At 69.9% G+C, this 25,205-nt stretch carries 22 protein-coding genes and 1 pseudogene; 14 read left to right on the top strand and 9 right to left on the bottom strand.

Annotation, left to right across the window (positions count from 1 at the left end):
* The first annotated feature begins 18 nt into the window (after positions 1–18).
* Positions 19–843: an ammonia-dependent NAD(+) synthetase gene (gene nadE / locus ACIG5F_RS11520; protein ID WP_396517514.1), complete on the top strand. Its 825-nt coding sequence runs from the start codon at positions 19–21 to the stop codon at positions 841–843.
* A gap of 4 nt (positions 844–847) precedes the next feature.
* Here nadE and ACIG5F_RS11515 read toward each other — a convergent pair whose 3' ends face one another.
* Entirely contained in the window at positions 848–1,750 is a 903-nt protein-coding gene (locus ACIG5F_RS11515) for a LysR family transcriptional regulator (protein WP_396517513.1), read from the bottom strand.
* Between the two features lie 71 nt (positions 1,751–1,821).
* Between ACIG5F_RS11515 and ACIG5F_RS11510 the strand changes: the two genes are divergently transcribed.
* Both ACIG5F_RS11510 and ACIG5F_RS11505 read left to right on the top strand, forming a co-directional pair.
* Positions 1,822–2,502: a nitroreductase family protein gene (locus ACIG5F_RS11510; protein ID WP_396517512.1), complete on the top strand. Its 681-nt coding sequence runs from the start codon at positions 1,822–1,824 to the stop codon at positions 2,500–2,502.
* 362 nt (positions 2,503–2,864) lie between these two features.
* A complete protein-coding gene (locus ACIG5F_RS11505) occupies positions 2,865–4,010 on the top strand; it encodes a DUF222 domain-containing protein (protein ID WP_396517511.1) in 1,146 nt (381 codons plus the stop codon).
* Positions 4,011–4,317: 307 nt separating this feature from the next.
* Here the strand turns inward: ACIG5F_RS11505 and ltrA are convergent, their stop codons facing one another.
* On the bottom strand, positions 4,318–5,595 hold the full coding sequence (gene ltrA, locus ACIG5F_RS11500) for a group II intron reverse transcriptase/maturase (RefSeq protein WP_396517510.1): 1,278 nt from the start codon (positions 5,593–5,595) through the stop codon (positions 4,318–4,320).
* A gap of 1,138 nt (positions 5,596–6,733) precedes the next feature.
* Here ltrA and ACIG5F_RS11495 point away from each other — a divergent pair.
* Both ACIG5F_RS11495 and ACIG5F_RS11490 read left to right on the top strand, forming a co-directional pair.
* Entirely contained in the window at positions 6,734–7,951 is a 1,218-nt protein-coding gene (locus tag ACIG5F_RS11495; RefSeq protein ID WP_396517509.1) for an MBL fold metallo-hydrolase, read from the top strand.
* A gap of 52 nt (positions 7,952–8,003) precedes the next feature.
* Entirely contained in the window at positions 8,004–8,501 is a 498-nt protein-coding gene (locus ACIG5F_RS11490; protein WP_396517508.1) for a GNAT family N-acetyltransferase, read from the top strand.
* On the opposite strand, the gene ACIG5F_RS11485 is transcribed toward ACIG5F_RS11490, so the two are convergent.
* Positions 8,498–9,364: an NAD(+)/NADH kinase gene (locus tag ACIG5F_RS11485; protein ID WP_396517507.1), complete on the bottom strand. Its 867-nt coding sequence runs from the start codon at positions 9,362–9,364 to the stop codon at positions 8,498–8,500. The genes ACIG5F_RS11490 and ACIG5F_RS11485 overlap by 4 nt on opposite strands.
* 104 nt (positions 9,365–9,468) lie before the next feature.
* Between ACIG5F_RS11485 and ACIG5F_RS11480 the strand changes: the two genes are divergently transcribed.
* Positions 9,469–10,068 carry a TetR/AcrR family transcriptional regulator gene (locus ACIG5F_RS11480; RefSeq protein WP_396517506.1) on the top strand — a complete coding sequence of 200 codons (600 nt, stop codon included), beginning with the start codon at positions 9,469–9,471 and terminating at the stop codon, positions 10,066–10,068.
* Positions 10,069–10,195: 127 nt separating this feature from the next.
* Here the strand turns inward: ACIG5F_RS11480 and ACIG5F_RS11475 are convergent, their stop codons facing one another.
* Positions 10,196–10,639, bottom strand: coding sequence for a GyrI-like domain-containing protein (locus ACIG5F_RS11475; RefSeq protein ID WP_396517505.1), 444 nt, complete (start codon positions 10,637–10,639; stop codon positions 10,196–10,198).
* Between the two features lie 30 nt (positions 10,640–10,669).
* Between ACIG5F_RS11475 and ACIG5F_RS11470 the strand changes: the two genes are divergently transcribed.
* Together ACIG5F_RS11470 and ACIG5F_RS11465 are read left to right on the top strand one after the other, a co-directional pair.
* Positions 10,670–11,236: a methyltransferase family protein gene (locus tag ACIG5F_RS11470; protein ID WP_396517504.1), complete on the top strand. Its 567-nt coding sequence runs from the start codon at positions 10,670–10,672 to the stop codon at positions 11,234–11,236.
* Between the two features lie 83 nt (positions 11,237–11,319).
* Positions 11,320–11,736 (top strand): DUF6194 family protein, encoded by a 417-nt coding sequence (locus ACIG5F_RS11465; RefSeq protein ID WP_396517503.1) that lies wholly within the window; start codon positions 11,320–11,322, stop codon positions 11,734–11,736.
* Between the two features lie 40 nt (positions 11,737–11,776).
* On the opposite strand, the gene ACIG5F_RS11460 is transcribed toward ACIG5F_RS11465, so the two are convergent.
* Complete coding sequence (locus ACIG5F_RS11460) at positions 11,777–12,979, bottom strand: cytochrome P450 (RefSeq protein ID WP_396517502.1); 1,203 nt, start codon at positions 12,977–12,979, stop codon at positions 11,777–11,779.
* A gap of 19 nt (positions 12,980–12,998) precedes the next feature.
* Here ACIG5F_RS11460 and ACIG5F_RS11455 point away from each other — a divergent pair, with 19 nt between their 5' ends.
* Entirely contained in the window at positions 12,999–13,658 is a 660-nt protein-coding gene (locus ACIG5F_RS11455; RefSeq protein ID WP_396517501.1) for a peptidylprolyl isomerase, read from the top strand.
* Here the strand turns inward: ACIG5F_RS11455 and ppk2 are convergent, their stop codons facing one another.
* Both ppk2 and ACIG5F_RS11445 read right to left on the bottom strand, forming a co-directional pair.
* Positions 13,659–14,519 (bottom strand): polyphosphate kinase 2, encoded by an 861-nt coding sequence (ppk2, locus tag ACIG5F_RS11450; RefSeq protein ID WP_396517786.1) that lies wholly within the window; start codon positions 14,517–14,519, stop codon positions 13,659–13,661. It abuts the gene before it with no gap.
* Between the two features lie 148 nt (positions 14,520–14,667).
* Positions 14,668–15,243, bottom strand: coding sequence for an excalibur calcium-binding domain-containing protein (locus tag ACIG5F_RS11445; protein ID WP_396517500.1), 576 nt, complete (start codon positions 15,241–15,243; stop codon positions 14,668–14,670).
* Positions 15,244–15,354: 111 nt separating this feature from the next.
* Here ACIG5F_RS11445 and ACIG5F_RS11440 point away from each other — a divergent pair, with 111 nt between their 5' ends.
* From ACIG5F_RS11440 to ACIG5F_RS11425, 4 genes and pseudogenes are all read left to right on the top strand, one after another.
* On the top strand, positions 15,355–17,976 hold the full coding sequence (locus tag ACIG5F_RS11440) for an ATP-binding protein (protein ID WP_396517499.1): 2,622 nt from the start codon (positions 15,355–15,357) through the stop codon (positions 17,974–17,976).
* A 97-nt stretch (positions 17,977–18,073) separates the two neighbouring features.
* On the top strand, positions 18,074–19,081 hold the full coding sequence (locus tag ACIG5F_RS11435; RefSeq protein WP_396517498.1) for an alpha/beta hydrolase: 1,008 nt from the start codon (positions 18,074–18,076) through the stop codon (positions 19,079–19,081).
* 50 nt (positions 19,082–19,131) lie between these two features.
* The gene (locus ACIG5F_RS11430) at positions 19,132–20,067 is read left to right on the top strand and encodes a cyclase family protein (protein ID WP_396517497.1); all 936 of its coding nucleotides are present in this window, start codon (positions 19,132–19,134) and stop codon (positions 20,065–20,067) included.
* Between the two features lie 31 nt (positions 20,068–20,098).
* Positions 20,099–20,507, top strand: a pseudogene (locus ACIG5F_RS11425) (FAD-dependent monooxygenase); the annotation flags it as partial.
* A gap of 208 nt (positions 20,508–20,715) precedes the next feature.
* Here ACIG5F_RS11425 and ACIG5F_RS11420 read toward each other — a convergent pair.
* A complete protein-coding gene (locus ACIG5F_RS11420) occupies positions 20,716–21,069 on the bottom strand; it encodes a hypothetical protein (protein WP_396517496.1) in 354 nt (117 codons plus the stop codon).
* Between the two features lie 211 nt (positions 21,070–21,280).
* Between ACIG5F_RS11420 and ACIG5F_RS11415 the strand changes: the two genes are divergently transcribed.
* The gene (locus ACIG5F_RS11415; RefSeq protein WP_396517495.1) at positions 21,281–22,351 is read left to right on the top strand and encodes a P1 family peptidase; all 1,071 of its coding nucleotides are present in this window, start codon (positions 21,281–21,283) and stop codon (positions 22,349–22,351) included.
* Here the strand turns inward: ACIG5F_RS11415 and ACIG5F_RS11410 are convergent.
* Positions 22,310–25,120, bottom strand: a complete 2,811-nt coding sequence (locus tag ACIG5F_RS11410) for a BTAD domain-containing putative transcriptional regulator (protein WP_396517494.1) — start codon at positions 25,118–25,120, stop codon at positions 22,310–22,312. The genes ACIG5F_RS11415 and ACIG5F_RS11410 overlap by 42 nt on opposite strands.
* Between the last annotated feature and the right edge of the window lie 85 nt (positions 25,121–25,205).

The following is a 25,205-nucleotide window of genomic DNA, read 5'->3' as shown; positions in this document are numbered from 1 at the left end:
ACTGGGTACAGTGCGGGAATGGCTAACCTCAGGGAGCGGATCGCCGCGGAACTCGGTGTCAAGGCGACCATCGTGCCGAAGGTCGAGGTACGGCGGCGGGTCGATTTCCTCAAGGACTTCCTGCGATCCACCCCGGCCAAGGGTTTTGTGCTGGGCATCAGCGGCGGCCAGGACAGCACGCTGACCGGCCGGCTGTGCCAGCAGGCCGCCGAGGAGCTGCGGGCCGAGGGACGCGACGCCAGCTTCGTCGCGGTGCGGCTGCCCTACGGCGTGCAGGCCGACGAGGAGGACGCCCAGATCGCGCTGCGCTTCATCCAGCCCGACCGGTCGATCACGGTGAACATCAAGCCGGGGGCCGACGCCGTGTCGGCCGAGGTCGCCAAGAGCGTGGACGAGTCGCAGCTTCGGGACTTCGTGCGCGGCAACATCAAGGCCCGTGAGCGCATGGTCGCCCAGTACGCCGTCGCCGGGCAGCTGAACATGCTGGTCGTCGGCACCGACCACGCCGCCGAGGCGGTGACCGGGTTCTTCACCAAGTACGGCGACGGCGGCGTCGACGTCACCCCGCTGACCGGCCTAACCAAGCGCCAGGGCGCGGCCCTGCTCCAGGAGCTGGGCGCCCCGCCGAGCGTGTGGCAGAAGGTCCCGACCGCCGACCTCGAGGACGACCGCCCGGCGCTGCCCGACGAAGTCGCCCTGGGCATGACGTACAGCCAGATCGACGATTACCTGGAGGGCGCGGACGTCCCGGCCGAGATCGCCGAGAAGCTGGAGTCGGTGTTCCTCGCGACCCGCCACAAGCGGACCGTTCCGGTCACCCCGCTCGACGACTGGTGGCGCTGAGCCGTCACGCCGGCCCGCCGTCGGCGAACAACTCCTTGCAGTAGGCCGAGAAGACCTCGGCCCGGCGGGTAGGGCGGCCGCCGGCGGCCCGGCCGAGGACCAGCGGCGTGGTGGGCACGGTGTCGCTCAGCGGCACCGTGCGGAACGGCATGCCCTCGATGGACCGGTCCACGGCCGGGTGTTGCACGGAGAGCGTGTACCCGAGGCCACGGGCGACCATCGCGCGCGCCAGTTCGAAGCTGCCGGCGCGATGGGCGACGGCCATCGGCACGCCGGCGGCGTCGAACACCGAGCGGAAGTAGCGCTCGCTCGGCGGGACGTCGAGCAGGATGAAGGGCTCGGCGGCGAGCTCCCGGAGGGCGACCGAACGCCGGCGGCGGAAGCGGTGGTCGGCCGGCAGCAGGGCGTGGGGCTGCTGGTCGCGAAGCACCTCGACCTCGATGCCGGGCAGAACGTCCTGGCGGTAGAGGAAAGCGAGTTCGCACCGGCCGTCGAGCAGCTGTCGTTGCAGGTCGGGTAGCGAGCCCTCGACGAACTCGATGGTGACCTCCGGGCGCTGCTCGCGGAACCCGGCGATGGCGGCCGGCAGGCACAGCGCGGCGACCGGGCCGTAGCAGCCGATCCGGAGCGTGCCGGCGATCTCCTGACCGAGCCGCCGGGCGTCGGCGCCCAGTTCCGACACGGCCGTCAGCACGGCGCGGGCCTCCCCCACGACTTGCCGCCCGGCGTCGGTGAGCACGGCACTGCGGCCTGGTCCCCGGATGAGCAACCGCAGTCGGAGAGCGCTCTCCAACTCCGACAACCCCAGCGAGACGGCCGACTGGGAGACATGGCAGCGCTCGGCCGCGGCGGTCAGACCCCCGGTGTCGGCGACGGCGACGAGGTACTCCAACTGCCGCAGATTCATCGGGTCAGCTTATGTCCTTGGTAAGAATTTTGAGCTGTTCAGATGAATGCGGGCCGTGCAAAGGTCGAAGCGTGACCCGCAGCCATTCGTATCCCTTCGTGCCGTACCGCCGGCCGCGACTGTCCGCGGCGGAGTCGCTGCGACGCGGCGAGGAGTTCCACCGACGTCTGGACGAGCGCCGCTCGGTGCGCTGGTTCTCGTCGGATCCCGTGCCACTACGGGCAATCGAGCTCGCCGTGCAGGCGGCCAACACCGCGCCGAGCGGGGCTCACTTCCAGCCGTGGACGTTCGTCGCGACCGAAGATCCCGACCTCAAGCGCCAGGTCCGAACCGCCGCCGAGGAGGAAGAACGCCGCTTCTACCGAGAGCGCGACGCCCCCGACTGGCACGCCGCACTGGCCCGACTGGAGACCGACGAACACAAGGAGTTCCTGGAGAGCGCCCCCTGGCTCGTCGTGGCGTTCGCCCAGAAGTCGACCCCACTGCCCGACGGCTCCCTGCGCAAGAACTACTACGTCAACGAGAGCGTCGGCATCGCCTGCGGGCTGTTCATCGCCGCCCTGCACGAGATGGGGCTGGCCACCCTGACCCACACCCCCAACCCCATGGCCTTCCTCACCGAACTGTTCGACCGGCCGACCACCGAGCGGCCGTACATCCTGTTCCCGGTCGGCTACCCGGCAGACGACTGCGAAGTGCCCGATCTACGCCGGAAACCGCTCTCCGAAGCATTGGTGATCGCCCACAGTTGACTGTGGTTTGGAGAGCGCTCTCCGGGGTGGCGGGGTCTGCTTGAGGGGTGGGGACCGTTATCCAGCTGACTCCGGGTGGATTTTGCGCGGAGACCTCTGGGCGATGGCGTATCAAGGCGCTATCGGGCAGGCTCCGCCTGCCTCGATACGCAAGAAGCTTATGCCATCGCCCCCCTCCGCGCAAAATCCACCCTCCGGAGCCTGGAGGTGAAGATGATTGTCACCATGGTGCTTTGGGTGGGGCCGTGATGCTGGTTGTGGGGTCGTGACGCTGTTTAGGGGGTCGTCGCGATTATGCATGAAACGGGAATTTCACCCGTTAGTGGTTCGATTTGGATCTTGATGGGGAGTATTCTTGGGGTATGGAAGAAATCACCCAGGAGCTGGAGTCTGCTGAGCCTTCGGGAGCGATGTTGGACCTGCTCCTTGGCGCGGATCTCTCCACTCTGACCGCTGAGCAACAGGTCACGGCGTTCGTCATGGCCCGCAAGATCACGGCGGTTGCCGACCACGCCCGGCTGTGCATTCTCCGGAATTTCGACGACCTGGCCGAGATGTCCATGGCCACCCACGAGTCCGAACAGTCCCTGTTCCGCCAACAGGAACGCGCCGAAGTCCTGGACCGGCTGCCTCGGCTGTGTGAGCAACTGCGACGCGGCGAGATCGACCTACGCCGGTTGGAGACTGTGGACGAGCGGGTGGTCCACCTCGACCCCGCCACGATCCCCCAGATCGAAGACCAACTGGTCGAGGTCGCCGCCGAGCTCACCCGCACCCAACTCGCGCGCCGCACCACCAAACTGGTCGCCGAGGCCGACCCCCTGGGCTACGAGCAACGCCGCCAGAAGGCCCGTGACAAGGAGCGGCGGATCGAGTTCTATCCACTGCCCAACGGCATGGCCGAACTCCGCATCCGGATGTCCGCGATCGACGCCCGGCAGTGCTACGACATCGCCACCGCCGACGCCCGCGCCCTGTGCAAGGACTGCCGCACCACCGACCAGAAGCGGGTGGACGCGTTCCTGGACCGGTTCCTGGGCTACGGCATCGACCGGAAGGTCCAGGTCCACGTCACCCTGTCCATGGAAACGCTGATGGGTCTGACCGAGGACCCGGGCCTGCTCGACGGCTACGGCCCGATCAGCGCCGACTCCGCCCGCGAACTGGCCATGCTCGGCCCCTGGCGCGGCGTCCTGCTCGATGAGTACCAGCGGGCCGCCGCGATGGCCACCCACCTCTACAAGCCCCCAGCCCGGTGTCGGGAGTTCACCAAACTCCGCGACGGCGGCACCTGCTGCGCCCCCGGCTGTGTCAACCCCATCCAGGAAATCGACCACACCGTGCCCTGGCCCCAGGGAAAGACGAACCCGGACCAGCTCAAGGGCTACTGCCAACACCACCACCACATCAAGCACGGCAACCACACCGTCACCCTCGACGAGGACGGCACCCTGCACTGGGTCACTCCCCAGGGCCGGCACTACACCACCCAGCCCCACCAGTACTGACCACCACGCAGTCCCGCCCTACCGCCCCCGCCGCACTCGTTCTTTGACAATTTCACAGCGAACCGAAACTCCCCCTCCAACGACACAAAGCTGGCGACCCGGGAAAGCGACTGGCAACACAGACTTTCCGCTTTGACAATCGGAGGGTGGATTTTGTGTGGAGGGGGGCGATGGCATAAGCTTCTTGCGTATCGAGGCAGGCGGAGCCTGCCCGATAGCGCCTTGATACGCCATCGCCCAGAGGGGTGAGTCGGCAGCGGGAACTTCCCCCGCTGCCGCTCTCAGAACCGTGCGTGAACCTCTCAGCTCACACGGCTCCCATCGTCCAACCTGCCGGCTTCGCGCCAAAGCGCCAGTGAGCAAAGAATCCAGGATACACCCGGCAGATCTCCGCCAGCTTCTCCCGCGCCCGCCGGTAACTCCGCCGCAACCGTTTATACTTCCGAACCAGCCATCGCACCAAACACTCGTTGATGCGACGAAGGAGACGAACCAACTCGGACTTGTAGAAGACACCGTAATAGTTGATCCACCCTTGCACGATCTGGTTGACCATCCGCGCGAGGGCCTTCATGTCACGGTCGGTGTGCCGCCCGATCCGCCAGGACTTGATCTCATACCCCATGTCCTTCCTCGCCGCCGCGCTGACCGCAGGCAGGAAGCTGGTGAACACCACCCCGCCCCTGCCCTTGGCCCCACGGGCCCGGAACGTGTACCCCAGAAACGTGAACTCCGCGCACGGGAACGTCCCGCCCCGTCGCCCGTCCCTGCAGTACACGATCGTCGTCTTGGCCGGATGCAGCTCCATGCCAAGACCGGCGAGTCGGGACGCCACCGCGTCCCGGACCTGACGAGCCTGCCCCTCGGTGCGGCAGTGCACGACCACGTCATCGCAATACCGCTCGAACCTGACCGCCGGGAACTCCCGGGCCAGCCACACGTCCAGCGCGTAGTGCAGGAAAAGATTCGCCAACAACGGCGAGATCGCCGACCCCTGCGGGGTGCCGCGATCCCGGGCCGCCAGCGTCCCGTCGCGCTGTCGCAGCGGCGCGACCAGCCACCGCCGCACACACAACAGAACCCACCGCGCCTCGGTGTGCTTCTCCACAGCCGTGACCACCAGGTCATGGGGAACGGTGTCGAAGAACGCCGCGATGTCCAGATCGACCACCCAGTCGTACTCCCAACACCGCCGCCGGCACACCGCGATCGCATCCAACTGCGACCGCCCCGGACGATAGCCATAGGAGTCCGGATGGAACACCTTCTCCACCTCGGGCTCCAGGAACATCGCCACCGCCGTCTGCGCGACCCGGTCGGCCACCGTGGGCACACCCAGCGTTCTCACGCCCACGCCACCGGGCTTAGGGATCTCCACCGCACGCACCGGGGGCGGAAAATACGTCCCCGACGACATCCGATTCCAGATCTTGTACAGGTTGTTCTTCAGATCCTTCTCGAACGCCTCGATGGACACCCCGTCCACTCCGGCAGCACCCTTGTTGCCGCGAACCTTCTCGAACGCCTCCCACACCAACTGCTTCGAAATCGTAAACGGCTTACCTTCAGGCTGCGATTCGCCCATTCGACTCCTCCCAGGAACTCTGGTTGATCGCTGACCGAACCCGGACGACCCGACCCCTTCGCTCCACCCCCGTTACAGGAGCTTCCTCACTACTACGGGCCAGTCCGCCTCCCCGCCTCGCACCCGGTACTCAGTTCCTTGTAGTGGTAGCTACTTGAAACGCTCCCTCTCGCCGGCCGCGTCAACCCGCGACCGGCAGTGTCGAGGCGAGGGATTCCCATCTTCCGCGCCGGCGCCCAGACCACGCTCACGCCATCTCTGTGCCGGACACCGCCAGGCCAATAAACAGGCACCCGCCTGACTCATCCCGGAACATGGAGACCTGCCCCGGTTTCGATGTCACTTTATTTGTTAACGACACGTTCCCGATGGTTCACACGCGTTCGTCTTCGTGGTCCACACCTGCCGCCTTCAACGACGACTTTTCTGCGACGCTCACCACCACGACTCATTCACCGCAGCAGCTCGCAGTGGTTTGAGACCTCCTCCTGCAAGGCGATCCCGGAGGGCCTACCTCCATCACCGGCACAGCACCGCTCTCAGCGTCCTTCGGCTTCTACCCGACAGCACCTCCGAAAACGTCAATGGCACACTCTCCACACAAAATCCACCCGGAGCCCCCAACCCGCCGCCCCACCCCACCCCCAACCGAACAACGCCCCCACCCCTCAACGCAAACCCCCACAACCCCCAACAACCCCCGAATCCCCACCGCCAAGCGCCATGACCCACCCCCACGGCAACCGCGCGGCGCGGGCACCCAAATCACAACTACAGCCGTACCAAGCCACAGCCACACCACCCCCACCGTCCACCACTCCACCGGGAACACAGCCAGGCCCGGCGCATGCCGAACTACCCCAGATCCCCACCCAATCCGGCCAGGCCTCCGGCAATTCCCCGCCCAATCCGGACAGGGACAGGCTTCGAAACTTGCCGGCCGTGAAGCTGGGCAATGCCGATGGGGTCGGCGTAGTCAGAGGACGGTCGGCGTAGTCAGCGGACGGGCTGGGGAAGGCTGGAGGCCCGGGAAACCGCTCTCCGAAGCCTCGGTGATCACCCACGACCGACCGCAACCTCGGAGAGCGCTCTCCGACACCGGTCACCGGGACTGGCGGTCGGTGTGCGCGGAGTGGGCTTGGGAATCGGCTACATCGAGATGTTCAAGGGGCTCGGCCCGCACATCGCGGTCGAGCTCGACGGCATCGACCTCGTCGAGCCGGACGTGGTGTACGACGGCGAGGCCGAGATCGACCTCGGCGGCCGGCTGGTGCGGCTGACGGCCCAGGGCCCCGCGCACACCGTCGGCGACCAGACCGTCCTGATCGACGACCGGGTCCTGTTCACCGGCGACATGGCCGAGACCCGCATGTTCCCCATCGCCCCGCACTTCCCGCCGCACGACGCCGACGTCGACATCACCGGCTGGATCGCCGTCATGGACCGCCTGATCACCCTCGACCCAGCGGTTGTGGTGCCGGGCCACGGCGAAGTCACCGACGTCTCGCTGCTCCGCGACATCCGCGACTACCTGCGGTTCGTGCAGGCACAGGCCAACAACCACATGACGCCGGGACGGACGTCGCCGCAGCCGCCGAGACCATCGCGGCCGAGGCCAGGAAGCGTTGGGACGCTTGGGAGAACCCGGAATGGATCGACTTCGCGGTGCGGGTCTGCTACGGATGATCCCGTGCTTGTGACGTCCCGGTCGGCTGCGGAGTACCGCGCGATGTTCGACCTCTCCCCCGATGATCTCGCCGGCGTGACGCTGGACTGTTGTGCGGGCGGGGCGAGCTTCGCGGCGGAGACGCCGGACGTGGTGGCGGTGGATCCGGCCTATGCGATGGGAATCGACGAGCTGGGGCGGCTGGTGCGTGCCGGGCTGCACGACGGGGATCGGATGATCCTGGACCACCGGGATCGCTTCGAGTGGAGCTGGTACGGCAGCGTCGAGCGGCGCCGGGCGATGCGGATGGCGGCGGCGGAGGCGTTTCTGGCGGATCTTCGGGAGCGGCCGGGGCGGTACGTGGCGGCGGCGTTGCCGGCGCTGCCGTTGGCGTCGAAGAGCGTGGATCTGGCGCTGTGTTCCCATTTGCTGTTCACGTGGGCGAATCGGCTCGACGAGAAGTGGCACCGGCAGGCCATCGAGGAACTGGTGCGGGTGGCCCGACAAGAGGTGCGGATCTTCCCGCTTGTCCTCCAGGGCACAGCGGAGCCGGTGGGGTTCCTCGACCGGCTCCGCTCGACACTGCCGCCCAGCCAGCTGCGGGAAGTGCCCTACCGGTTCCAGCGCGGAGCCCGGCACATGCTGGTGGTGGACGCGACCGGCCGCGCCGCATGGACATCGCGACGTTGACCACAACCGCGACCACCCTGGCCGGCCGCCCGCTCGGCGCAGAATGATCTCCATGGGGTATCAGCACCGGCCGGCCACGCCGGCCGATCTACCGGCGATCGTCGACATCTACAACGCGGCGGTCGCCGCCCGGACCAGCACCTGCGACCTCGACCCGGTCACCGTCGAGTCGCGGCGGCCGTGGCTGGAGCAGGCCCGGCACCCGATCTGGGTGGCCCACCCGGCCGAGGATCCCGGCACGGTCACCGGCTACCTCTCGTTCGAGCCGTTCCTCAACGGCCGCCCGGGCTACGACGTCACCGTCGACCTGGCGATCTACCTGCATCCCGAACACCTCGGCCGCGGGCAGGGCCGCTACCTGCTGGGCGAGGCCGTCGCCCACGCCCCAAGGCTGGGCGCGCGGACCATCGCCACCACGATCTTCGCCAGCAACGAGCCGAGCCTGCGGCTGTTCCGCTCCTACGGATTCGAGGAGTGGGGCCGGCTGCCGGGCGTGGCCGAGCTGGACGGCGTGGCCAAGGACGTGGTGGTCGTCGGCAAACGGCTCTAAATGCCGATGGTGTCGGGGATCTCGGCCGAGTCGGTGAGCCGCAGCTTGCGCCGGGCCCGCTGGTAGAAGGTGGTGCGGCCCAACCGAACGACGCGCGCCGCGCCGGGGCGGGCCAGCAGCTCGATCCGGTCCCCCGGGCCCACGTAGCCGGCGACCTCGCCGTCCACCTCGACGGCCAGGCGCCCGCTGGTCGGCAGCAGCTCCAGCTCCACGGTGTCGTGCACGGACAGCACGACACCCCGGCTCCAGGCCGAGTGCGGGGCGGCCGGGGTGACCAGCAACGCCTCCACCGAGGGACTGGTGATCGGGCCGCCGGCGGAGAAGCTGTAGGCGGTGGAACCGGTCGGCGTCGCGACGATCACGGCGTCGGCGGCGTAGCTGACGAACCGCTGCCCGGCGACCCTGACGGCGACCACGGCGCTGCCGTCGCCGGGCACCCGCACCACGGCGACGTCGTTGAACGCCGTCACGGTCCGGTCGCCGAGCATGGCGTCCACGGCCAGCCGCGGCTCGATGGTGAACTCGTGGTCGTCGATGGCGGTCAGGGCCTCGGGCAGGTCGGGCACGTCGACCTCGGCCAGGAAGCCGAGTTTGCCCAGGTTGACGCCCAGGACCGGGGCCCGCTGACCGTCGGCGATGCGCATCGCCCGCAGCATGGTGCCGTCGCCGCCGAGGCTGACCACCAGGTCGGCCCGCCGGCCCAGCTCGTCGGCGGTCACCGGCACGGCGGCGCAGTCCAGCCGGCCGACCTCGCCGGCGATGCCGAGGATCTCGATGTCCCGCTTGGCCGCCCAACCGAGCACGGCTTCGACGGCGGCCATCGAATCACGCTGGGGATGCAGCACAAGGCCCGCGGAATGCATGGGGGAAGTCTGCCGCGTCCCGGCCGTTCCGGCGAGCGCCTGCGCTCCGCAGAATTTTTTCGACACTATGCAGATTTTTCTCTGCGCCGTGTCATAGTGGACGGGTGGCGGCGAAGCGTCGGGACGCACCGAGCAAGGGTGACCAGCGGGTTCAGGCGATCCTGGACGCCGCCGAGGTGCTGCTCGAACGGGAGCGCGCCGAGCCGATGACGGTCGAGTCGATCGCCAAGGGCGCGGGCATCCTGCGCGGCTCCCTGTACTTCTACTTCGGGTCGAAGCAGGAGGTGCTCACGGCGCTGGTGGCACGCACGGTCGCCCGGTTGCACATGGCCGACCCGCCGGACGCCCCGGCCCGCGACATCGTGCGCTGGGCCGTGGAGAACACGGCCCGCACGTGGCGTGAGCACGGCACCGTGATGCGGGCGGCCGTCGAGTTCGGTCCCGAGGTGCCGGCGATCAACCAGCTGTGGCAGGACATCATCGCCAACAACACCAAGGTGATGGCCCGGGTCCTGGTCGCGGCCGGAGTGTCCGAACAGGACGGTCCGACCGGCGCCGATGCGCTCGCGCAGGCCCTGTGCTGGATGACCGAGCGCAACTTCTACCACGCGTCAACCCAACCCGGCGGCCTGGAGCGGATGACCGAGACACTGGTCGAGCTCTGGTGCCGCGTGCTCCCTGGCGGACAGTCGTGCTCTTCCTGATCACTGCGGCTGGTCGGGGCCGGCCGCGCCGCCGTCGACAAGGACCTGGCCGAGTGGGAGCAGCTGTCCCACTCCACCGACTTCCCCGACGGACACCAGATCGCCTCGAACGGAACCCCGCGGTGGTTCAGTTGAGTTGCCAGTAGATTTCGGTCCAGACGTTGGCGGGGTTGTCGTCGTGGGGGCCGTAGACCTCCCAGCGGACGCCGGTTCGGGTCAGGCCCTGCTCGGCGCACCACGAGACGACGGCATCGTGGGCGGCGCCCAGCTCCGCGTACGATCCATAGTGGACGGTCTTGGCGGCCCGGCCGGCCGGCAGTGTCGATGCGACGACCCGGCCGGTCAGCTCGCACGGCGCCAGTAGCTCAACGCCGACCTCGACCCGGGGCGAATCGTCCAGGTACAGCATGATGTTGCGGCAGCCGCGGGTGACGCCGCCGGCCCGCAGGCAGGCCCACACCTCGTCCAGCAGCCGCTTCCACACCGCCGGATACTCCGGCCAGGTCGTGGTGGCCGCGACCACCGCCGTCGGCCGGGCCTCGACGTCCACCACGGTCACCGAATGCCGCACAGGCCCATGCTAAGGGCCTACCGTGGGGTAATGATGGTTGTGGTGTGGATCGTCGTGGCGCTGTGGGCGCTGGGTGAGGTCGGGCTGCAACTGACGCAGCTGCTGCGCAGCGGGCGCACCAAGACCCGCGAATGGGCCAGCTACGGCGGGATCATGGTCACGGCGGTGCTGGCGGTCGTGCTGGCGGCGCTGATCCGCCGGGCGCTGCCGGCCCTGGACTTCCCGTCGCGGGACACCGGCTGGCAGGTCGCGATCACGCTGCTGATCGTGCTGGGCGGCGGCTTCCGGCTGTGGTCGATCGCCATGCTGGGCCGCTACTTCCGCGCCGTGGTGCACATCCAGGAGGACCACCACGTGGTGCGCTCGGGCCCGTATCGCGTGCTGCGCCACCCCTCGTACACCGGTCTGTTGGTGGCCCTGCTCGGGATCGCCCTGCTGTACGGGAACTGGCTGTCGGTGGTGGTGTTCGAGGCGCTGGTGATCGTCGGCGTGCTGAACCGGATCCGGATCGAGGAGCGGGTCCTGCTCGACGGCCTCGGCGCGGACTACGCCGCGTACATGCGCGAGACGAACCGGCTCATCCCCGGGGTGTGGTGAAACCCCGGCTTGAGGGTTCTGGCCAGAATCGCACGTCATTCGAGGAAAAGCCTCAAATAGCAGTTCAATGACACACTTGAAGGGTGGAAATCGACGAACTGAGCCGGCACATCACCGACACCTACGCCGGGGTGCGCGTCGCGGAGCACGCGGGCGACCTCTTCTTCCTCTACGACCCGGACGGCGACCTGCCGCCGCAGCGGCAGATGCCGTTCGTCACGATCGTCACCGGCGACCACTACGACACTGCCTCCCAGCTCGACCGGGACGGCGCGTACCGGGTCAACATCGGCCTGACCAAGGCCGGTTACGCCGAACTCATCGGACAGTCCACAGTGGACGATCACACGCCGAGGGATCGGATCATGCCCCACCCCGAGTACGCCGGCCAGCACTGGGTCTGCGTGGTCGCCCCCGGCGAGCGGACCGCCGACACGGTCCGGAAGCTGATCGCCGACGCCTACGAGTTCGCCGCCCGCAAGCACACCAACCGCCGCTGACGGGCGAGGCGGCGCCGGCTCGCACCGGCGCCGCCGATGCTCACCACGTGACGGGCAGCGTCCGCAGGCCGTAGATGATGGCCGAACTCTTGAACTCCGACAGCGGGAGCGGCTCGACCAGCCGCAGCCCCGGCGCCCGGCGCAGCAGCGTCGTCAACGCGACCTGGAGCTCGATCCGGGCCAACTGCTGCCCCAGGCATTGGTGCGCGCCGAACCCGAACCCGAGATGGGTGCGGGCTTGCCGGCCCAGGTCAACGGTGTCCGGATCGGCGTACACCTCGCCGTCCCGGTTGCCGGACTGGATGGCCGCGACCAGCCACTCCCCGGCCTTGACCGTCGAGCCGCCGACCGTGACGTCCTCGGTGGCCTGCCGCAGCAGGCCGAACTGGATCACCGTCAGATAGCGCATCAGCTCCTCGACGGCGGCCTCCGGCGAGGCCTGCAACGCGGCCAGCTGCGCGGGATTCTCCAGCAGCGCCACCGTGCTCAGCGCGATCATGTTCGCGGTCGTCTCGTGCCCGGCGATCAGCAGCGTCCCTCCCAGCGTGACCAACTCCTCCATGGCCAGCGGGCGGTCGGTCTCCTCGCCACGGGCGATCAGCCGGCTCAACAGGTCGTCCCGCGGCTCGGCCTGCCGCTGCCGGACCAGTCCGCCGATGTAGTCGCAGGTGCGCTGCCAGGCCGCGCCGCGGGTCTCCCAGTCGGTTTCGGTGTCCAGCAGCAGCACGCTGTCGTCCTGGAACGCCGCGCGGTCGGCGTAGGGCACGCCCAGCATCTCGCAGATCACCAGCGACGGGATCGGCAGCGCGAAGTCGGCCACCAGGTCGGCTTCGGGCTTGGCCACCATGGCGTCGATGTGCTCGTCGGTGATGCGCTGGATATAGGGCCGCAGCGCCTCCATCCGCCGCACGGTGAACTCCCCGATCAACATACGCCGCAGCCGCGAGTGCTCCTCGCCGTCCAGCTGGATGATCTGACCCGGGTTCGGCGACCGCTCGAAATCGTAGCCCGGCACCATGTGCTGCGAGCTGGCAGCCCGTGAGCTCAGCCGCGGATCGGCCAGCACCGCCCGGATGTCCTCGTACCGGCTGACCAGCCACGCGTCCATGCCGGCCGGGCAGCGCACCGGCGAGACCGGCTCCTCGGCCCGTAACCGGGTAAAGGCCGAGTCGGGGTCGAATGGGCAGGAATCGGGCCGGGCCACCGGGAATTCGGGCGTATCGACGGAGCGCGTTGAAGTCACATGGGATAGTTTGCCAGCCATGAAGTCACGCTGGGTGGTTCTGCTGGTTCTCTGCGCGATCGCGGTGCTGGGCGTGGGAGCCCCGGCCGCCTCGGCCACCCCGTTCCCGATCACCCGCTGCGTGTTCACCCCGACGCCGGACAACCCCGCCGCCCGGCCGGTGCTGCGGCCGCTGCCGATCGCCCCGACCGTCGGCTCCGTGGACGTGACCTTCCGGTTCAACTACGGCCCGGTGACCGTGCGGCTCAACCGGGCCGGCGCCGCCCCGTGCGCCGTGCAGAACCTGGTCAGCCTGGTGGCGCAGCGGTTCTACGACCACAGCCAGTGCTGGCGGCTGACCAACAGCGAGCGGCTGGGCGTGCTCCAGTGCGGGGACATCTACGAGGTGGAGAAGGGCGGCCCCGGCTACAAGTTCCCCGACGAGACCGACGGCGCCGAGACCTACGGGCGGGGCACCATCGCCATGGGCAACCAGGGCCCCGGCACCAACGGCAGCGAGTGGTTCATCGTGCACTCGTTCGCGCACATCCCGACCAACTACTCGGTGATGGGCACGGTGGTGCGGGGCATGGACGTGCTGGACCGGATCGTGGCCGCCGGCATCATCCCCAGCGACCGCGGCCCGCTGGACGGCGCGCCGGCCCAGCCCGTCAAGATCCTGCGGGGCAGCCTGGGCTAATTAGCGGTGGTCGGCCTCGCCGGTCTCCAGCAGCGTCGAGGCCGCGCCGATCACGTTCGGGTCCGGCTTGCCGATGACCTCGTGGTCCTTGTCCTCGTAGTCGATCAGGGACAGCACGTGGCGCATCGCCTCGACCCGGGCCCGCTTCTTGTCGTTGCTCTTCACCACGGTCCACGGCGCGTGCTCGGTGTCGGTGGCGCGGAACATCGCCACCTTCGCCGCCGTGTAGGCGTCCCAGCGGTCCAGTGACTCCACGTCGTTCGGGCTGAGCTTCCACTGCCGCACCGGGTCCACCTGGCGGATCAGGAAGCGGGTGCGCTGCTCGGCCTGGGAGACGGAGAACCACAGCTTCACCAGCAGCACGCCGTCGTCGACCAGCATCTTCTCGAACGTCGGCACCTGGCGCAGGAAGCGGTCGTACTGCTCGTCGGTGCAGTAGCCCATCACCCGCTCCACGCCGGCGCGGTTGTACCAGGAGCGGTCGAACAGCACGATCTCGCCGGCCGTGGGCAGGTGGTTGACGTAGCGCTGGAAGTACCACTGGCCCTGCTCGCGCTCGGTCGGCTTGTCCAGCGCCACCACCCGCGCCCCGCGTGGGTTGAGGTGCTCGGTGAAGCGCTTGATGGTGCCGCCCTTGCCGGCCGCGTCCCGGCCCTCGCACACCACGACCATGCGCCGGCCGGTGTCCTTGATCCAGTACTGCATCTTGAGCAGCTCGATCTGGAGCAGCCGCTTGACCAGGTCGTACTCCTCGCGGGCCATCCGGTCGGGGTACGGGTAGTTCTCGCGCCAGGTGTCGACCACCGAGCCGTCGGCCCGCAGCAGGATCGGCTCGTCGCCGTCCTCGTACTCCACCACCATGTCGTCGTGCTGGAGCTCCGGGAACCGGGCGAGGACCTCAGGGGATTGCTGGATCACGGCCCCAGGCTTACCTGTGGGTCACGGCCGGGACAAGGAACTCCGGGTTACCAGCGGATTGACTTCAGTTGTCACTGAAGCAATAGTGCTTTTATTCACACGCGATGCCGTCGTTGTCGCGGTCGAGGGCGGGCCGGTAGCCGGGCTGACCACGGTAGATCGGCGCGGCGCCGGCGGCCCGGGCGGCGGCGCAGTTCTTGTAGTAGACCTCGGTCGGCGCGGGCGGCGTGTAGGCCGGCGGCGGGGGCGTGTAGGCCTGCTCGGTGGTGTGCGGCGGGGCAACCGTGGTTGTCTCGTTCCGGGCAACCCGGACGGTGACCCGCGAGGTGGTCGGGGCGTTCACTCCGATCCCGTCGACCGACACCACGTGCCAGCCATCGGTGAGAACGACCGCATTGCCGTCCGGCCCGTACACCTCCACATCCCAGAAACCGAGGCTGTGCAATTCGGTTTGCACATCACTGGCGGACTTGCCGACCACGTCGTCCGGGATCGTCGCCATCAGAACCGTTGTCGTGGTTGTGGTGGTGGTGGTGGTCGTCGTCGTAGTCGTCGTGGCGGTTGTGGTCGGTGCGGGCACCGCGACATTTCCGGCCGCGCCGCAGGCCGACGCGAGGCCGATGAGCGCCACCGCGGCCGCGGTTCTGGCGCAGGTTCGCAATTCCACGGTGATCCCCTTCCGGATGCGCTACGGCCGGAACTATCGGGGTCCTTCTCGGTCCGTTACACCCGTAATGCCCGGTCGGCGTCGGGCGATGCACTGGCATAGCCTGCGGGTGTGGCGTTGTGTGAGCGGGAGTCGGAACGCGCGCGGCTGGCGGAGTTGGTGGCGGGTGTCCGGGAGCGCGGCGGGGCGCTGGTGGTGCGCGGCGAGGCCGGCATGGGCAAGTCGGCGTTGCTGGCGGAGATCGAGACGCCGGGCCTGCGAAGGTTGACGGCGGTGGGTGTGGAGGCCGAGCACCACCTGCCGTACGCGGGCCTGCATCAGCTGTTGTTCCCGCTGCGCAAGGGCATTGCCGGCCTGCCGGCCGTTCAGCAGGAGGCGCTGGGCACGGCGCTGGGACTGGCCGACGGGCCACGGCCGGAGATCTTCCTGGTCGGCATGGCGGTGCTGACCCTGCTGGCCGAAACCGGCGAGCCGCTGCTGCTGATCGTGGACGACGCGCACTGGCTGGACGCGAACAGCCAGGAGGTCCTGGCGTTTGTCGCCCGCCGCCTGGAATCGGAGCCGATCGTGCTGGTGGCGGCCGTTCGGGACGGTGAGCCTTCCCGAATGGATACACTTCCGGCGCTGCGTCTCAAGCCGCTGAGCAGTGCCGGGGCGACCGGATTGCTGGCCCGAACCGCGCCGGAGTTGACGGCGTCGCAGCGACAAGACGTGGTGTCCGCGGCGGCGGGAAATCCGTTGGCGTTGCGGGAACTGACGCGTGGCGACGTGACCAGCCTGGAGCGGACTTTCGCGGCGCGGATGCGCAAGCTGCCGCCGGAGACGTGGACCGTGCTGTTGGTCGCGGCGGTGAATGACACCACCGCGTTGCCCGAAGCGTTGTGCGCCGCGAAGGCGGACTTGGTGGCGCTCACCCCGGCCGTGGAAGCGGGGATGATCACTGTCGCTGACGACGCCCTCGCCTTCCGGCATCCGTTGATGCGGTCGGCGATCGTCAAGGACGCGGATCCGCGCCAACGGCAGGCGGCCCACCAGGCCCTGGCTTCCGCGCTGGCCGACGAGGACCGACGCGTGTGGCACCGGGCAGCGGCAGCGACCGGCCCGGACGAGGCGCTGGCCGCCGAGTTGCAGCGATCGGCCGAACGCCTGGAGCGCCGCGGCGGCGTCGACGCCACCGTGACCGCATTGGAGCGGTCGGCCCGCCTGAGCCAATCGTTGCCCTTGAAGGCCGGGCGGTTGTTGAAGGCCGCCGCCCTCGCGGTCGAGACCGGGCGGCGGGAGCTGGTCGATCGGCTGCTGGCCGAGGCATCGAAGCTCGACCTGACCGACACCCAGCGGGCCGTGGTCCGCTGGCTGCCGACCGCCTTCGACGACGGCCTGCGCGACGACGTCGCCGGCGCCGGTGAGCTGGCCGACCTGGCGATCAAGGTCCTCGACGACGGCGACCTGAACCAGGCCGTACAGATCCTGTGGGGCGCGGCCATGCGGTGCTTCTGGGTCGAGCCCGGCCCGGCCGACCGCCGCCGCCTGACCCGCGCCGCCGACCGGATGCCGCTCGACCGGCACGACCCGAGGCTGGTGGCGATCAACGCCTACGTCACGCCGTTCGACCGGGGCGAGGGGGTGCTGGCCGACCTGGCCGAGCTGGCCCGGCACGGCGAGCGGGACGCCTCGGTGGACCGGTTCCTGGGCAGCGCCTCGATGTTGGTCGGCGCGTTCGACCTGTCGGCCCGGTTCTCCGCCAGCGCCCAACCGGGTCTGCGGGCACAGGGCCGGCTGGCGTTGCTGGCCCGGGCCCTGGGCGTGCAGGCGTGGAGTTGCGTCCGGCTGGGCGATCTGGCCACCGCCCTGTCCGCGGCCGAGGAGGGGCAGCGTCTGGCGGTCGAGACCTCGCAGCCGTACATCCACGGCCTCACCCTGGCCACCCAGGCGGAAATCGCCGCACTGCGCGGAAACTACGGCCACTGCGAGGAATTGGCCGCCCAGGCCGAGCGAATCGGGCTCGCCGCCGGCGCGCGGCCGGTGCTGGCCACCGTGCAACTGGCGCGGGGCATCGCCGCGCTGGGTGAGGGCCGGCACGCCGACGCGTTCGCGAACCTGATGCGGCTCAACGATCCTGCCGATCCCGCGTGCCAGATGGCCTTGCGCTGCTACCAGATCCCCGAACTGACCGAGGCCGCGGTGCGCTGCGACCAACTCGGCGTCGTCAGGGAACTGTTGCAGGAGTTCGAGATGCACGCCATGTCGTCACCGTCACCGGCGCTCCACAATGGACTCCGGCATGCCCGCGCGGTGCTGGCCCCGAATCATGAGGCGGAGAAACTGTTCCGGGCCGCGCTCGACGCCGAGGCCTGGCCGTTGGAACGCGGCCGCACACAGCTCGCCTACGGGGAATGGTTGCGGCGGCAACGACGTCCGGTCGACTCACGGCCGCAGCTGCGCGCCGCCCGCGAGACGTTCGAGGCGCTGGGCGTCACGGCCTGGGCCGAGCGCGCCCGCAACGAGCTGCGCGCCGCCGGCGAAGCCAGCCCCGAGGTGCACACCGGCGCGCTCGGCGAGCTGACGGCCCACGAACTGCACATCGCCCGACTGGCGGCCGAGGGCTTGACGAACCGGGAGATCGGGCAGCAGCTTTATCTCTCGCACCGGACCGTCAGCACCCACCTGCACCGGATCTTCCCCAAACTGGGCGTCAGCTCGCGCACCGAGCTGCGAGAGGTGCTCGGGCGATGACGTACGCCCGCTACGTCACCTGACGGTCGCCCCTGGTCGGAGGCCGGAACTAGCGTCGCTGACGCAGTGACCGCCCGTCCCGTCAGGAGTGTGCCCGATGATCAGCAGGAGACTTTTCGCGCAGGGTTTCGCCGGCGTCCTCGCGGCCGGCACGCTGGCCGCCTGCTCATCGGACACCGCCGCCGCGCCCGCCGCCAGCGCCGCCGGTCACACCACTTTCCCGTCGCTCAAGCAGATCCAGGCCGGTCCGCTCGATGTCGGCTACGCCGAAGCCGGCCCCGCCGACGGCCAGCCGGTGTTCCTGCTGCACGGCTGGCCGTACGACATCCACGCCTATGTGGATGTCGCCCCCATCCTCGCCGCCGCCGGCTACCGCGTCATCGTGCCGTTCCTGCGCGGCTACGGCGCCACGACGTTCCTGTACCCCGACACCGTCCGCAACGGGCAACAGGCCGCCACCGCGAGCGATCTGATCGCGCTGATGGACGCCCTGCACGTCGACAAGGCCGTGCTCGCCGGCTACGACTGGGGCGGCCGCACCGCCACCTGCGTCGCCGCCATCTGGCCCGAACGCGTCAAGGCTGCCACCCTGGTCAGCGGATATCTCATCAACAACCTCGCCGCCAACCGCGCACCGCTGGCCCCCGCCGCCGAACGCGGCTGGTGGTACCAGTTCTACTTCGCCACCGACCGCGGCGTCGCCGGCTACACGCACAACCGCCACGACTTCAACAAACTCATCTGGACCCAGGCCTCCCCCGACTGGAAGTTCACCGACGACACCTACAACCGCAGCGCCAAGGCCTTCGACAACCCCGACCACGTCGCCGTCGTCATCCACAACTACCGGTGGCGGCTGGGCCTTGCCGACGGCGAGCAGCAGTACGCGGAGGTCGAGCAGAAGCTCCAGGCATCGCCGGTGATCACCGTTCCCACGATCACCGTCGGCAGCGACTTCGACGGAGCGGCCATCGACGGCAAGGGATACCGCGACAAGTTCACCGGCAAGTACGAGCACCGGGTGTTCAAGGGGATCGGGCACAACGTGCCGCAGGAGACGCCGCAGGACTTCGCCAAGGCCGTGATGGACGCGGATCGCTTGTAGTGCTGCTCTAGAGTCGAGCCACAACGGGCGATCCGAAGGGGCGAGGCGGGATGGAACGGCAGGACGTGCTGGGGTACTTCGACACGCTGTCGAACTGGGGGCGGTGGGGGGACGAGGACGAGCGCGGGACGCTGAACCACATCACGGACGAGGTGCGGGTGGGGGCGGCGCAGGCGGTGCGGCACGGGAAGAGCGTCTCGTGCGCCTGGGAGGTGTCCGTGCCGGCGGAGATGGAGCGGGCGACGAACACGTGCCCGTGCGCGGCCGAGATGCCGGGTGCGGAGAACATGCCGGTGGAGGCGTTCCACCGGGACCGTCGGTGGGGTTTCTCCCACGAGCGGCTGGGTTTCATGTTCCACGGCAACACGATCACGCACATCGACTCGCCGTGCCATCTCTTCTGGGATGGCCGGATGTACAACGGGCGGCCGCACACGATGGTCGACGCCGAGGCGGGATCGGCGTGGGCGGCGGTGACCGCGGCGGCCGACGGGATCGTCACGCGAGGGGTGCTGTTGGACGTCGCCAAGGTGCGGGACGTGCCGTGGCTGGAGCCGGGAGAAGGGGTGTATCCCGAGGACCTCGAGGAAGCCGAGCGGCGGCAAGGGGTGCGGGTGCGGCCGGGCGACGCGGTGCTGCTGCGGACGGGATACGGGCGGGCCCGGCACGAGGGCCGGGAGAACACCGGGTTCACCCAGGCGGGGTGGCACGCGTCCTGCCTGCCGTGGCTGCACGAGCGGGCAGTGGCGCTGATCGGCGCGGACACGCCGCAGGACGTGCAGCCTTCGGGATACGAGGACGTGCTGATGCCGGTGCACGCGGTCGGCCTCGTGGCGATGGGCCTGTGGCTGCTCGACAACTGCGACCTGGAGGCCTGCGCGGCGACCGCGGCCGAGTTGGGCCAGTGGGACTTCCACCTCGCGGTCGCGCCGGTCCGCTTCGCCGGCACGTCCGGCAGCCCGGTCAACCCGATCGCGACCTTCTGACCCGGCCGCCCGTTCGAGCACGGTCCGGCAACTGCTGGGCATCGGCCAGACCGATCTGGGCTACGCCGAGGAATGGCTCAACGCCGACTGTCGCCGCAAGCGGCCGGTGCACCTGGAGCTGGACACCGGCCAGTGGTGCGACCCCGAGCGGCCCACCACCGTGCTGCCGCTCGGCCGCCGGCACCGCCGCTTCGAGTGGCGCCTGCTGCCCGGGGAGACCGCCGAGGCGATGTCCGACCCGGCGGTGGCGTGGAAGCTGTTGGCCCGCCTGGGCTTGACCTCCGACGACCTGTCCATCGTGCGGCAGCACGTGTGGGAGTTCTCGGCCCGGATCGCCACGCGGTGGCGGCAGGGCCGGGTGTTCCTGGCCGGCGACGCCGCCCACACCATGCCACCGTTCCAGGGACGCGCTGAACCTGGCCTGGAAGCTGGACCTGGTCCTGCGCGGTGTCAGCGATCCGTCCCTTTTGGACGCCTATCAGGCGGAGCGCGAGCCGAACCTCCTGGCGTGGACCGAGCTCTCCATTGAGACCGGCCGGGTCACGTCCGTGCTCGACCCCGAGCAGGCCGCGCGCCGCGACGAGGCCTTCCGCACCGGCGCCGCCCTGCCCATGCCCCCGGCCATCGTCGACGACCTGGCCCGACACCTCACGCGACGGTGATCACCACACCCTGGCTCGGCGCGGAGTGGTTGCCCGCCGCGTCGACCGCCTCGATCTGCAACGTGTAGCTGTGTCCGGGCAACGCGTGGCAGTACAGGTAGAGGTCATAGACCCGAACCTGCCTGGTCAGCTTGGTGTCCCGGCGCACCTGGCTGCCGTCGAGCTTGATGCTGTACCACGACACGCCAACGTTGTCGGTCGACGCGTCCCAGCCGTAGACCGCCTGTCCCTGCTCCGTCCCGATCTGATGCACCCCCAACGGTGTCGTCGGCGCCACCGTGTCCCCCGTGACCATCGCCGCCGCCAACGCCCCGACGGCGATCACCTGTCCGAGCATCACTCATGTCCCCTTCCTCCACCCGCCGAGCGGCGGGCCCGGCACCAGGCTCCCACCGCCCCGCGCCCGGCCGCCGCCGAATGCGGCAAAAGGCCCGGGGCAACATTCGCCCCCGGCCCCAGATGCGGCCGAACGGCCGCTTGGCAGCCCGGCAACGCCCTGGTGCTGCGCCGTTCGATTGACAGGGTCGGCCGATCTTGTTTGAGTGACGGTCATGTCCTCCGGCGCACGCGCACTGGGCATCCCGTTCGACGGGGTGCCGGGCCCACACAACGCGATCACCGACGTCTCCGGGCTGGAGGTCGGCTACGTCACCCTGATCGAGGGGCACGGAGCGTTGCGGCTCGGGCACGGACCGGTGCGCACCGGCGTCACCGCGATCGTGCCCAGGGGCCGGGAACACGTCGGCAGCTCGTGCGCCGCCGGCATGCATTCCTTCAACGGCAACGGGGAACTCACCGGCGCGCACTGGCTGGCCGAGACCGGCCTGCTCAGCACGCCGGTGCTGATCACCAACACCTACGGGGTCGGGGCCTGCCACCGGGGTGTGGTGGACTGGATGAACCTGCGGCAATCGCACCGCACACCCTGGGATTTCCCGGTGGTCGGCGAGACCTACGACGGTTATCTCAACGATGTCAACGGATCGCACGTCACCGCCGAGCACGCCGTGCGGGCCATCGACAACGCCGTGGGCGGTCCGGTGGCCGAGGGCTCGGTCGGCGGCGGGACCGGCATGAACTGCTACGGCTTCAAGGGCGGCAGCGGCACGGCGTCCCGGCTGGTCGAGTTCGGCGGCCGGACCTACACGCTCGGCGCGTTCATCCAGGCCAACTTCGGGCGGCGGCGGGACCTGACCATCGCCGGCCGGCCGGTGGGCAAGCGGCTGCTCGACGACAATCCGTTGGAGGACTGGCACTTGCCGCCGGGGGCCGGCTCGGCGATCGTCGTCGTGGCCACCGACGCCCCGCTGCTGCCGCAGCAGTGCGCCGCGCTGGCCCGGCGGGTCACGATCGGCCTGGGCCGGACCGGGACCTACGGCACGCACTCCTCCGGCGACGTGTTCCTCGCCCTGTCCACGGCCAACCACGGCGCGCTGGACAGCACCGAGCTGTCCCGGCTGGAATTCCTGCCGTGGAGCGGGATCGACGGTTTCTTCGAGGCCACCGTGCAGGCCGTCGAGGAGGCGACCGTCAACTCGATGGCGGTCAACGAGACCATGATCGGCCGGGACGGCCACCGCTCACCCGCGCTGCCCCACGCCGCCCTGCTCGATCTGCTCTGACAGCCGGGCCCGCACCTGGCCGGCGCGGGGGTCGTCGACCTCGTCCAGGATCCGCACGGCCTGCCGCCACTGGTCGAGGGCCTCGGCTCCCCGGCCGGCCCCGTTCAGCGCCTCGGCCAGCTCGTGCCGGGACCAGCCCTCCCCGACCCGGCCGCCGAGCTGCCCGAACAGGTCGACAGCGGTGCGGAAGCAGTCCACGGCCTCGTCGTGATGCCCGAACTTCAGGTGGCTGCGGCCGAGTTCACGGCAGGCCTTGAGCAGCGACACCCGGTCGGACAGCTGCTCGAACAGGCCAAGCGCGTGCTCGTAGTGCCGCACCGATTCCTCGTACTGGCCGAGTTGGCGGGCGCAGCCGCCGAGGTTGCACGACGCCCAGCCCTCGCCCCAACGGTCCTTGCGCGCCCGGTAGCCGGCCAGCGCGCGATTGGTGTGCGCCAACGCTTCCTCGACCCGGCCGACCGCGAAGTAGGCCGCGCCCAGCGCCCCGTCCATGATGTCCGCGGCCGGGCGGCCGGGTATCCGGTCGTGTGCCTGCTTGGCCTTCTCCAGACAGGACAACGCGACCTCGGGCCGACTCAGCTCCTGGTAGGCGTAGCCGAGGCCGATCAGCAGCGACGTCTGGCCGTAGTCGTTGCCGGCGGCCTCAGCGGCCGCCAGACCGACGCGGTGGCTGCCCAGCCATTCCGTCCACGGCAGCCGGGCGGCCAGGAACGCCCACATCGACGCGGGAATCCCGGCCGCGTGCACGACATCGCCGACCCGGGCCGCCTGCTCGGTGGCCGCGACCAGGTTCGCCAGCTCCGTCTCGCCCCAGGCCAGCGCCGGCGCGGGGCCGGCGAAGGTGATCGGCTCGCCGCCGGGCACGGGCGGCCGCAGCGGCGGCCGGCGACGGAACGGGGCCAGCGCGCGGTCCATCGCGTCCGCGGTGTGCAGGTAGAAGTCCAGCATCCGGCCCACGGCCTCGGCGCGCACCGGTTCCTCGTCCTGCTCCAGGGTTTGCTCCACCGCGTAGACCTTGAGCAGGTCGTGCAGGCGATACCGGTCGGCCCGCACCTCCTCGATCAGGTGCCCGCCGGCCAGCTCGGTCAGCAGCCGGCGCGTGGCCGGCGCCTCGATGCCGGCCAGCGCGGCCGCCGCCGGCAGCGAGAACTCGGCCCCCGCGTGCAGTCCGAGCAGCCGGAACAGCCGGGCCACCGGCGGACGCAGGCGGCAGTAGGAGGACGCGAACACCGCCCGGACCGCCGTGTCCTCGCCGTCGACGGCCAACGCGTCCAGGCGGGCCCGCTCGTCGGCCAGTTCGTCCCGTAGATCCACGATGTCCAGATGGGGCCGGTCGACCAGCTGCGCGGCGGCGATGCGCAGCGCCAGCGGCAGCCGCCCGCACAGCTCGGCCACCTCGGCCACCACGGTCGCCCATCCGGTCATCCGGCCGGGTCCGATCGCGTCGCTCAGCAGCCGCACGGCTTCCTCCGGCGCCAACACGTCCAGCGGCACCCGGTACGCGCCGTCGCGCGCGGCCAGCCCGTGCAGTTTGCTGCGGCTGGTCACGATCACCGAGCAGGTAGGGCTGCCGGGCAGCAGCGGGCGGACCTGCTCCGCGCTGGCCGCGTTGTCCAGCAGCACCAGCATTCGCCGGCCGGCGAGCTGGCTGCGGTAGTAGGCGGCCTGGGCCTCGACCTCGCCCGGCACGGCCGCGGCGTCGACGCCGAGCCCGCGCAACAGCCGGCTGAGGGCGGCCGAGGGCTCCAGCGGATCCTGGCCGGGGTCGAAGCCGCGCAGGTCCACGTAGAGCTGGCCGTCGGGATAGCGGTCGGCGACGCGGTGGGCCACGTGCACCGCCAACGCCGTCTTGCCGACGCCGCCGACACCGTCGATGGTCGAGATCGCCATGGCCGGGCCGGCGGGCATCAGGCGGTCCGTGAGCTCGGTGATCTCGCGCGTCCGCCCGGTGAAGGAGGCCATGGCGTGCGGAAGCTGCGCCGGCACCAGCGGCCGGCGCTCGGTCACCGTTTTCGGGCCTTCCAGCTCCGCCCGCAAAGCCCGCAGCTGCGGGCCGGGTTCGATGCCGAGCTTGTCGACCACGGCTTGCCGGGCCTGTTCGTACTGCGCCAAGGCCTCCGCCGTGCGCCCGGAGCGGTGCAGGGCCGTGATCAGCAGGGCTCGGGGCCGCTCGCGCAGCGGGTGTTGCCGCACGACCGGGATCAACTCGGCCACCACGCGGTCATGGTGCTTGCCGGCCAGCAGGGCCTCGGCCAGCGACTCCACGACCGTCAGTTGCAGGTCTTCGAGGCGGGTTCGCGTGGTGGTCGCGAACGGGCCGGCGATGCCGTCCAGCGGCCGGCCTCGCCACAGCGCCAGCGCCTCCCGGCACCAGGCGGCCGCGGTGTCGGAATCGCCGGCGAGCAGGGCCTTTCGCGCGCTCTCCCGGCACGCCTCGACCCGGTGCAGGTCGATCGCCTGCTCGTCCAGGCGCAGCACGTAGCCCGAACCGGCCGAGACCAGGTAGGAGCTCGGCGCGCGGCTCCCGAGCTCCGGCTCCAGCACGCGGCGCAGTGCCGAGACGTAAGTGGACAGACTGCCCTGGGCCGCGGCCGGCGGGGCGTCGCCCCAGAGGGCGTCGACGAGGTCGGTTCTGGACACCACGTTGTTGACCCGCAACGCCAACAACGCCAGCACGACCCGTTGCAGCGGCGGGCCCAGCGCGGGCTCCTGGTCCCCCAGCCGCACCCGCACCGGTCCGAGTATCTCGATCTGAAGCGGGACTCCCATGTCAACCCCCCAGACGGCCGCAGCGCTGGCGGGAGCATACAGCCCGCTGAACATGAAATCCCTTCACGTCAACGGTTTCCTCGCC

This window comes from Kutzneria sp. NPDC052558, from assembly GCF_044547355.1.
Lineage (GTDB): Bacteria > Actinomycetota > Actinomycetes > Mycobacteriales > Pseudonocardiaceae > Kutzneria.
This window is presented reverse-complemented; position numbering and strand designations above follow the sequence as displayed.

What these genes read in the sequence shown, in the direction of transcription:
- nadE (WP_396517514.1), top strand. Translation starts at nt 19, where the DNA reads ATGGCTAACCTCAGGGAGCGGATCGCCGCGGAACTCGGTGTCAAGGCG.
- ACIG5F_RS11515 (WP_396517513.1), bottom strand. Translation starts at nt 1,750, where the DNA reads ATGAATCTGCGGCAGTTGGAGTACCTCGTCGCCGTCGCCGACACCGGG.
- ACIG5F_RS11505 (WP_396517511.1), top strand. Translation starts at nt 2,865, where the DNA reads ATGGAAGAAATCACCCAGGAGCTGGAGTCTGCTGAGCCTTCGGGAGCG.
- ltrA (WP_396517510.1), bottom strand. Translation starts at nt 5,595, where the DNA reads ATGGGCGAATCGCAGCCTGAAGGTAAGCCGTTTACGATTTCGAAGCAG.
- ACIG5F_RS11490 (WP_396517508.1), top strand. Translation starts at nt 8,004, where the DNA reads ATGGGGTATCAGCACCGGCCGGCCACGCCGGCCGATCTACCGGCGATC.
- ACIG5F_RS11485 (WP_396517507.1), bottom strand. Translation starts at nt 9,364, where the DNA reads ATGCATTCCGCGGGCCTTGTGCTGCATCCCCAGCGTGATTCGATGGCC.
- ACIG5F_RS11470 (WP_396517504.1), top strand. Translation starts at nt 10,670, where the DNA reads ATGATGGTTGTGGTGTGGATCGTCGTGGCGCTGTGGGCGCTGGGTGAG.
- ACIG5F_RS11455 (WP_396517501.1), top strand. Translation starts at nt 12,999, where the DNA reads ATGAAGTCACGCTGGGTGGTTCTGCTGGTTCTCTGCGCGATCGCGGTG.
- ppk2 (WP_396517786.1), bottom strand. Translation starts at nt 14,519, where the DNA reads ATGGTGGTGGAGTACGAGGACGGCGACGAGCCGATCCTGCTGCGGGCC.
- ACIG5F_RS11435 (WP_396517498.1), top strand. Translation starts at nt 18,074, where the DNA reads ATGATCAGCAGGAGACTTTTCGCGCAGGGTTTCGCCGGCGTCCTCGCG.
- ACIG5F_RS11430 (WP_396517497.1), top strand. Translation starts at nt 19,132, where the DNA reads ATGGAACGGCAGGACGTGCTGGGGTACTTCGACACGCTGTCGAACTGG.
- ACIG5F_RS11415 (WP_396517495.1), top strand. Translation starts at nt 21,281, where the DNA reads ATGTCCTCCGGCGCACGCGCACTGGGCATCCCGTTCGACGGGGTGCCG.
- ACIG5F_RS11410 (WP_396517494.1), bottom strand. Translation starts at nt 25,120, where the DNA reads ATGGGAGTCCCGCTTCAGATCGAGATACTCGGACCGGTGCGGGTGCGG.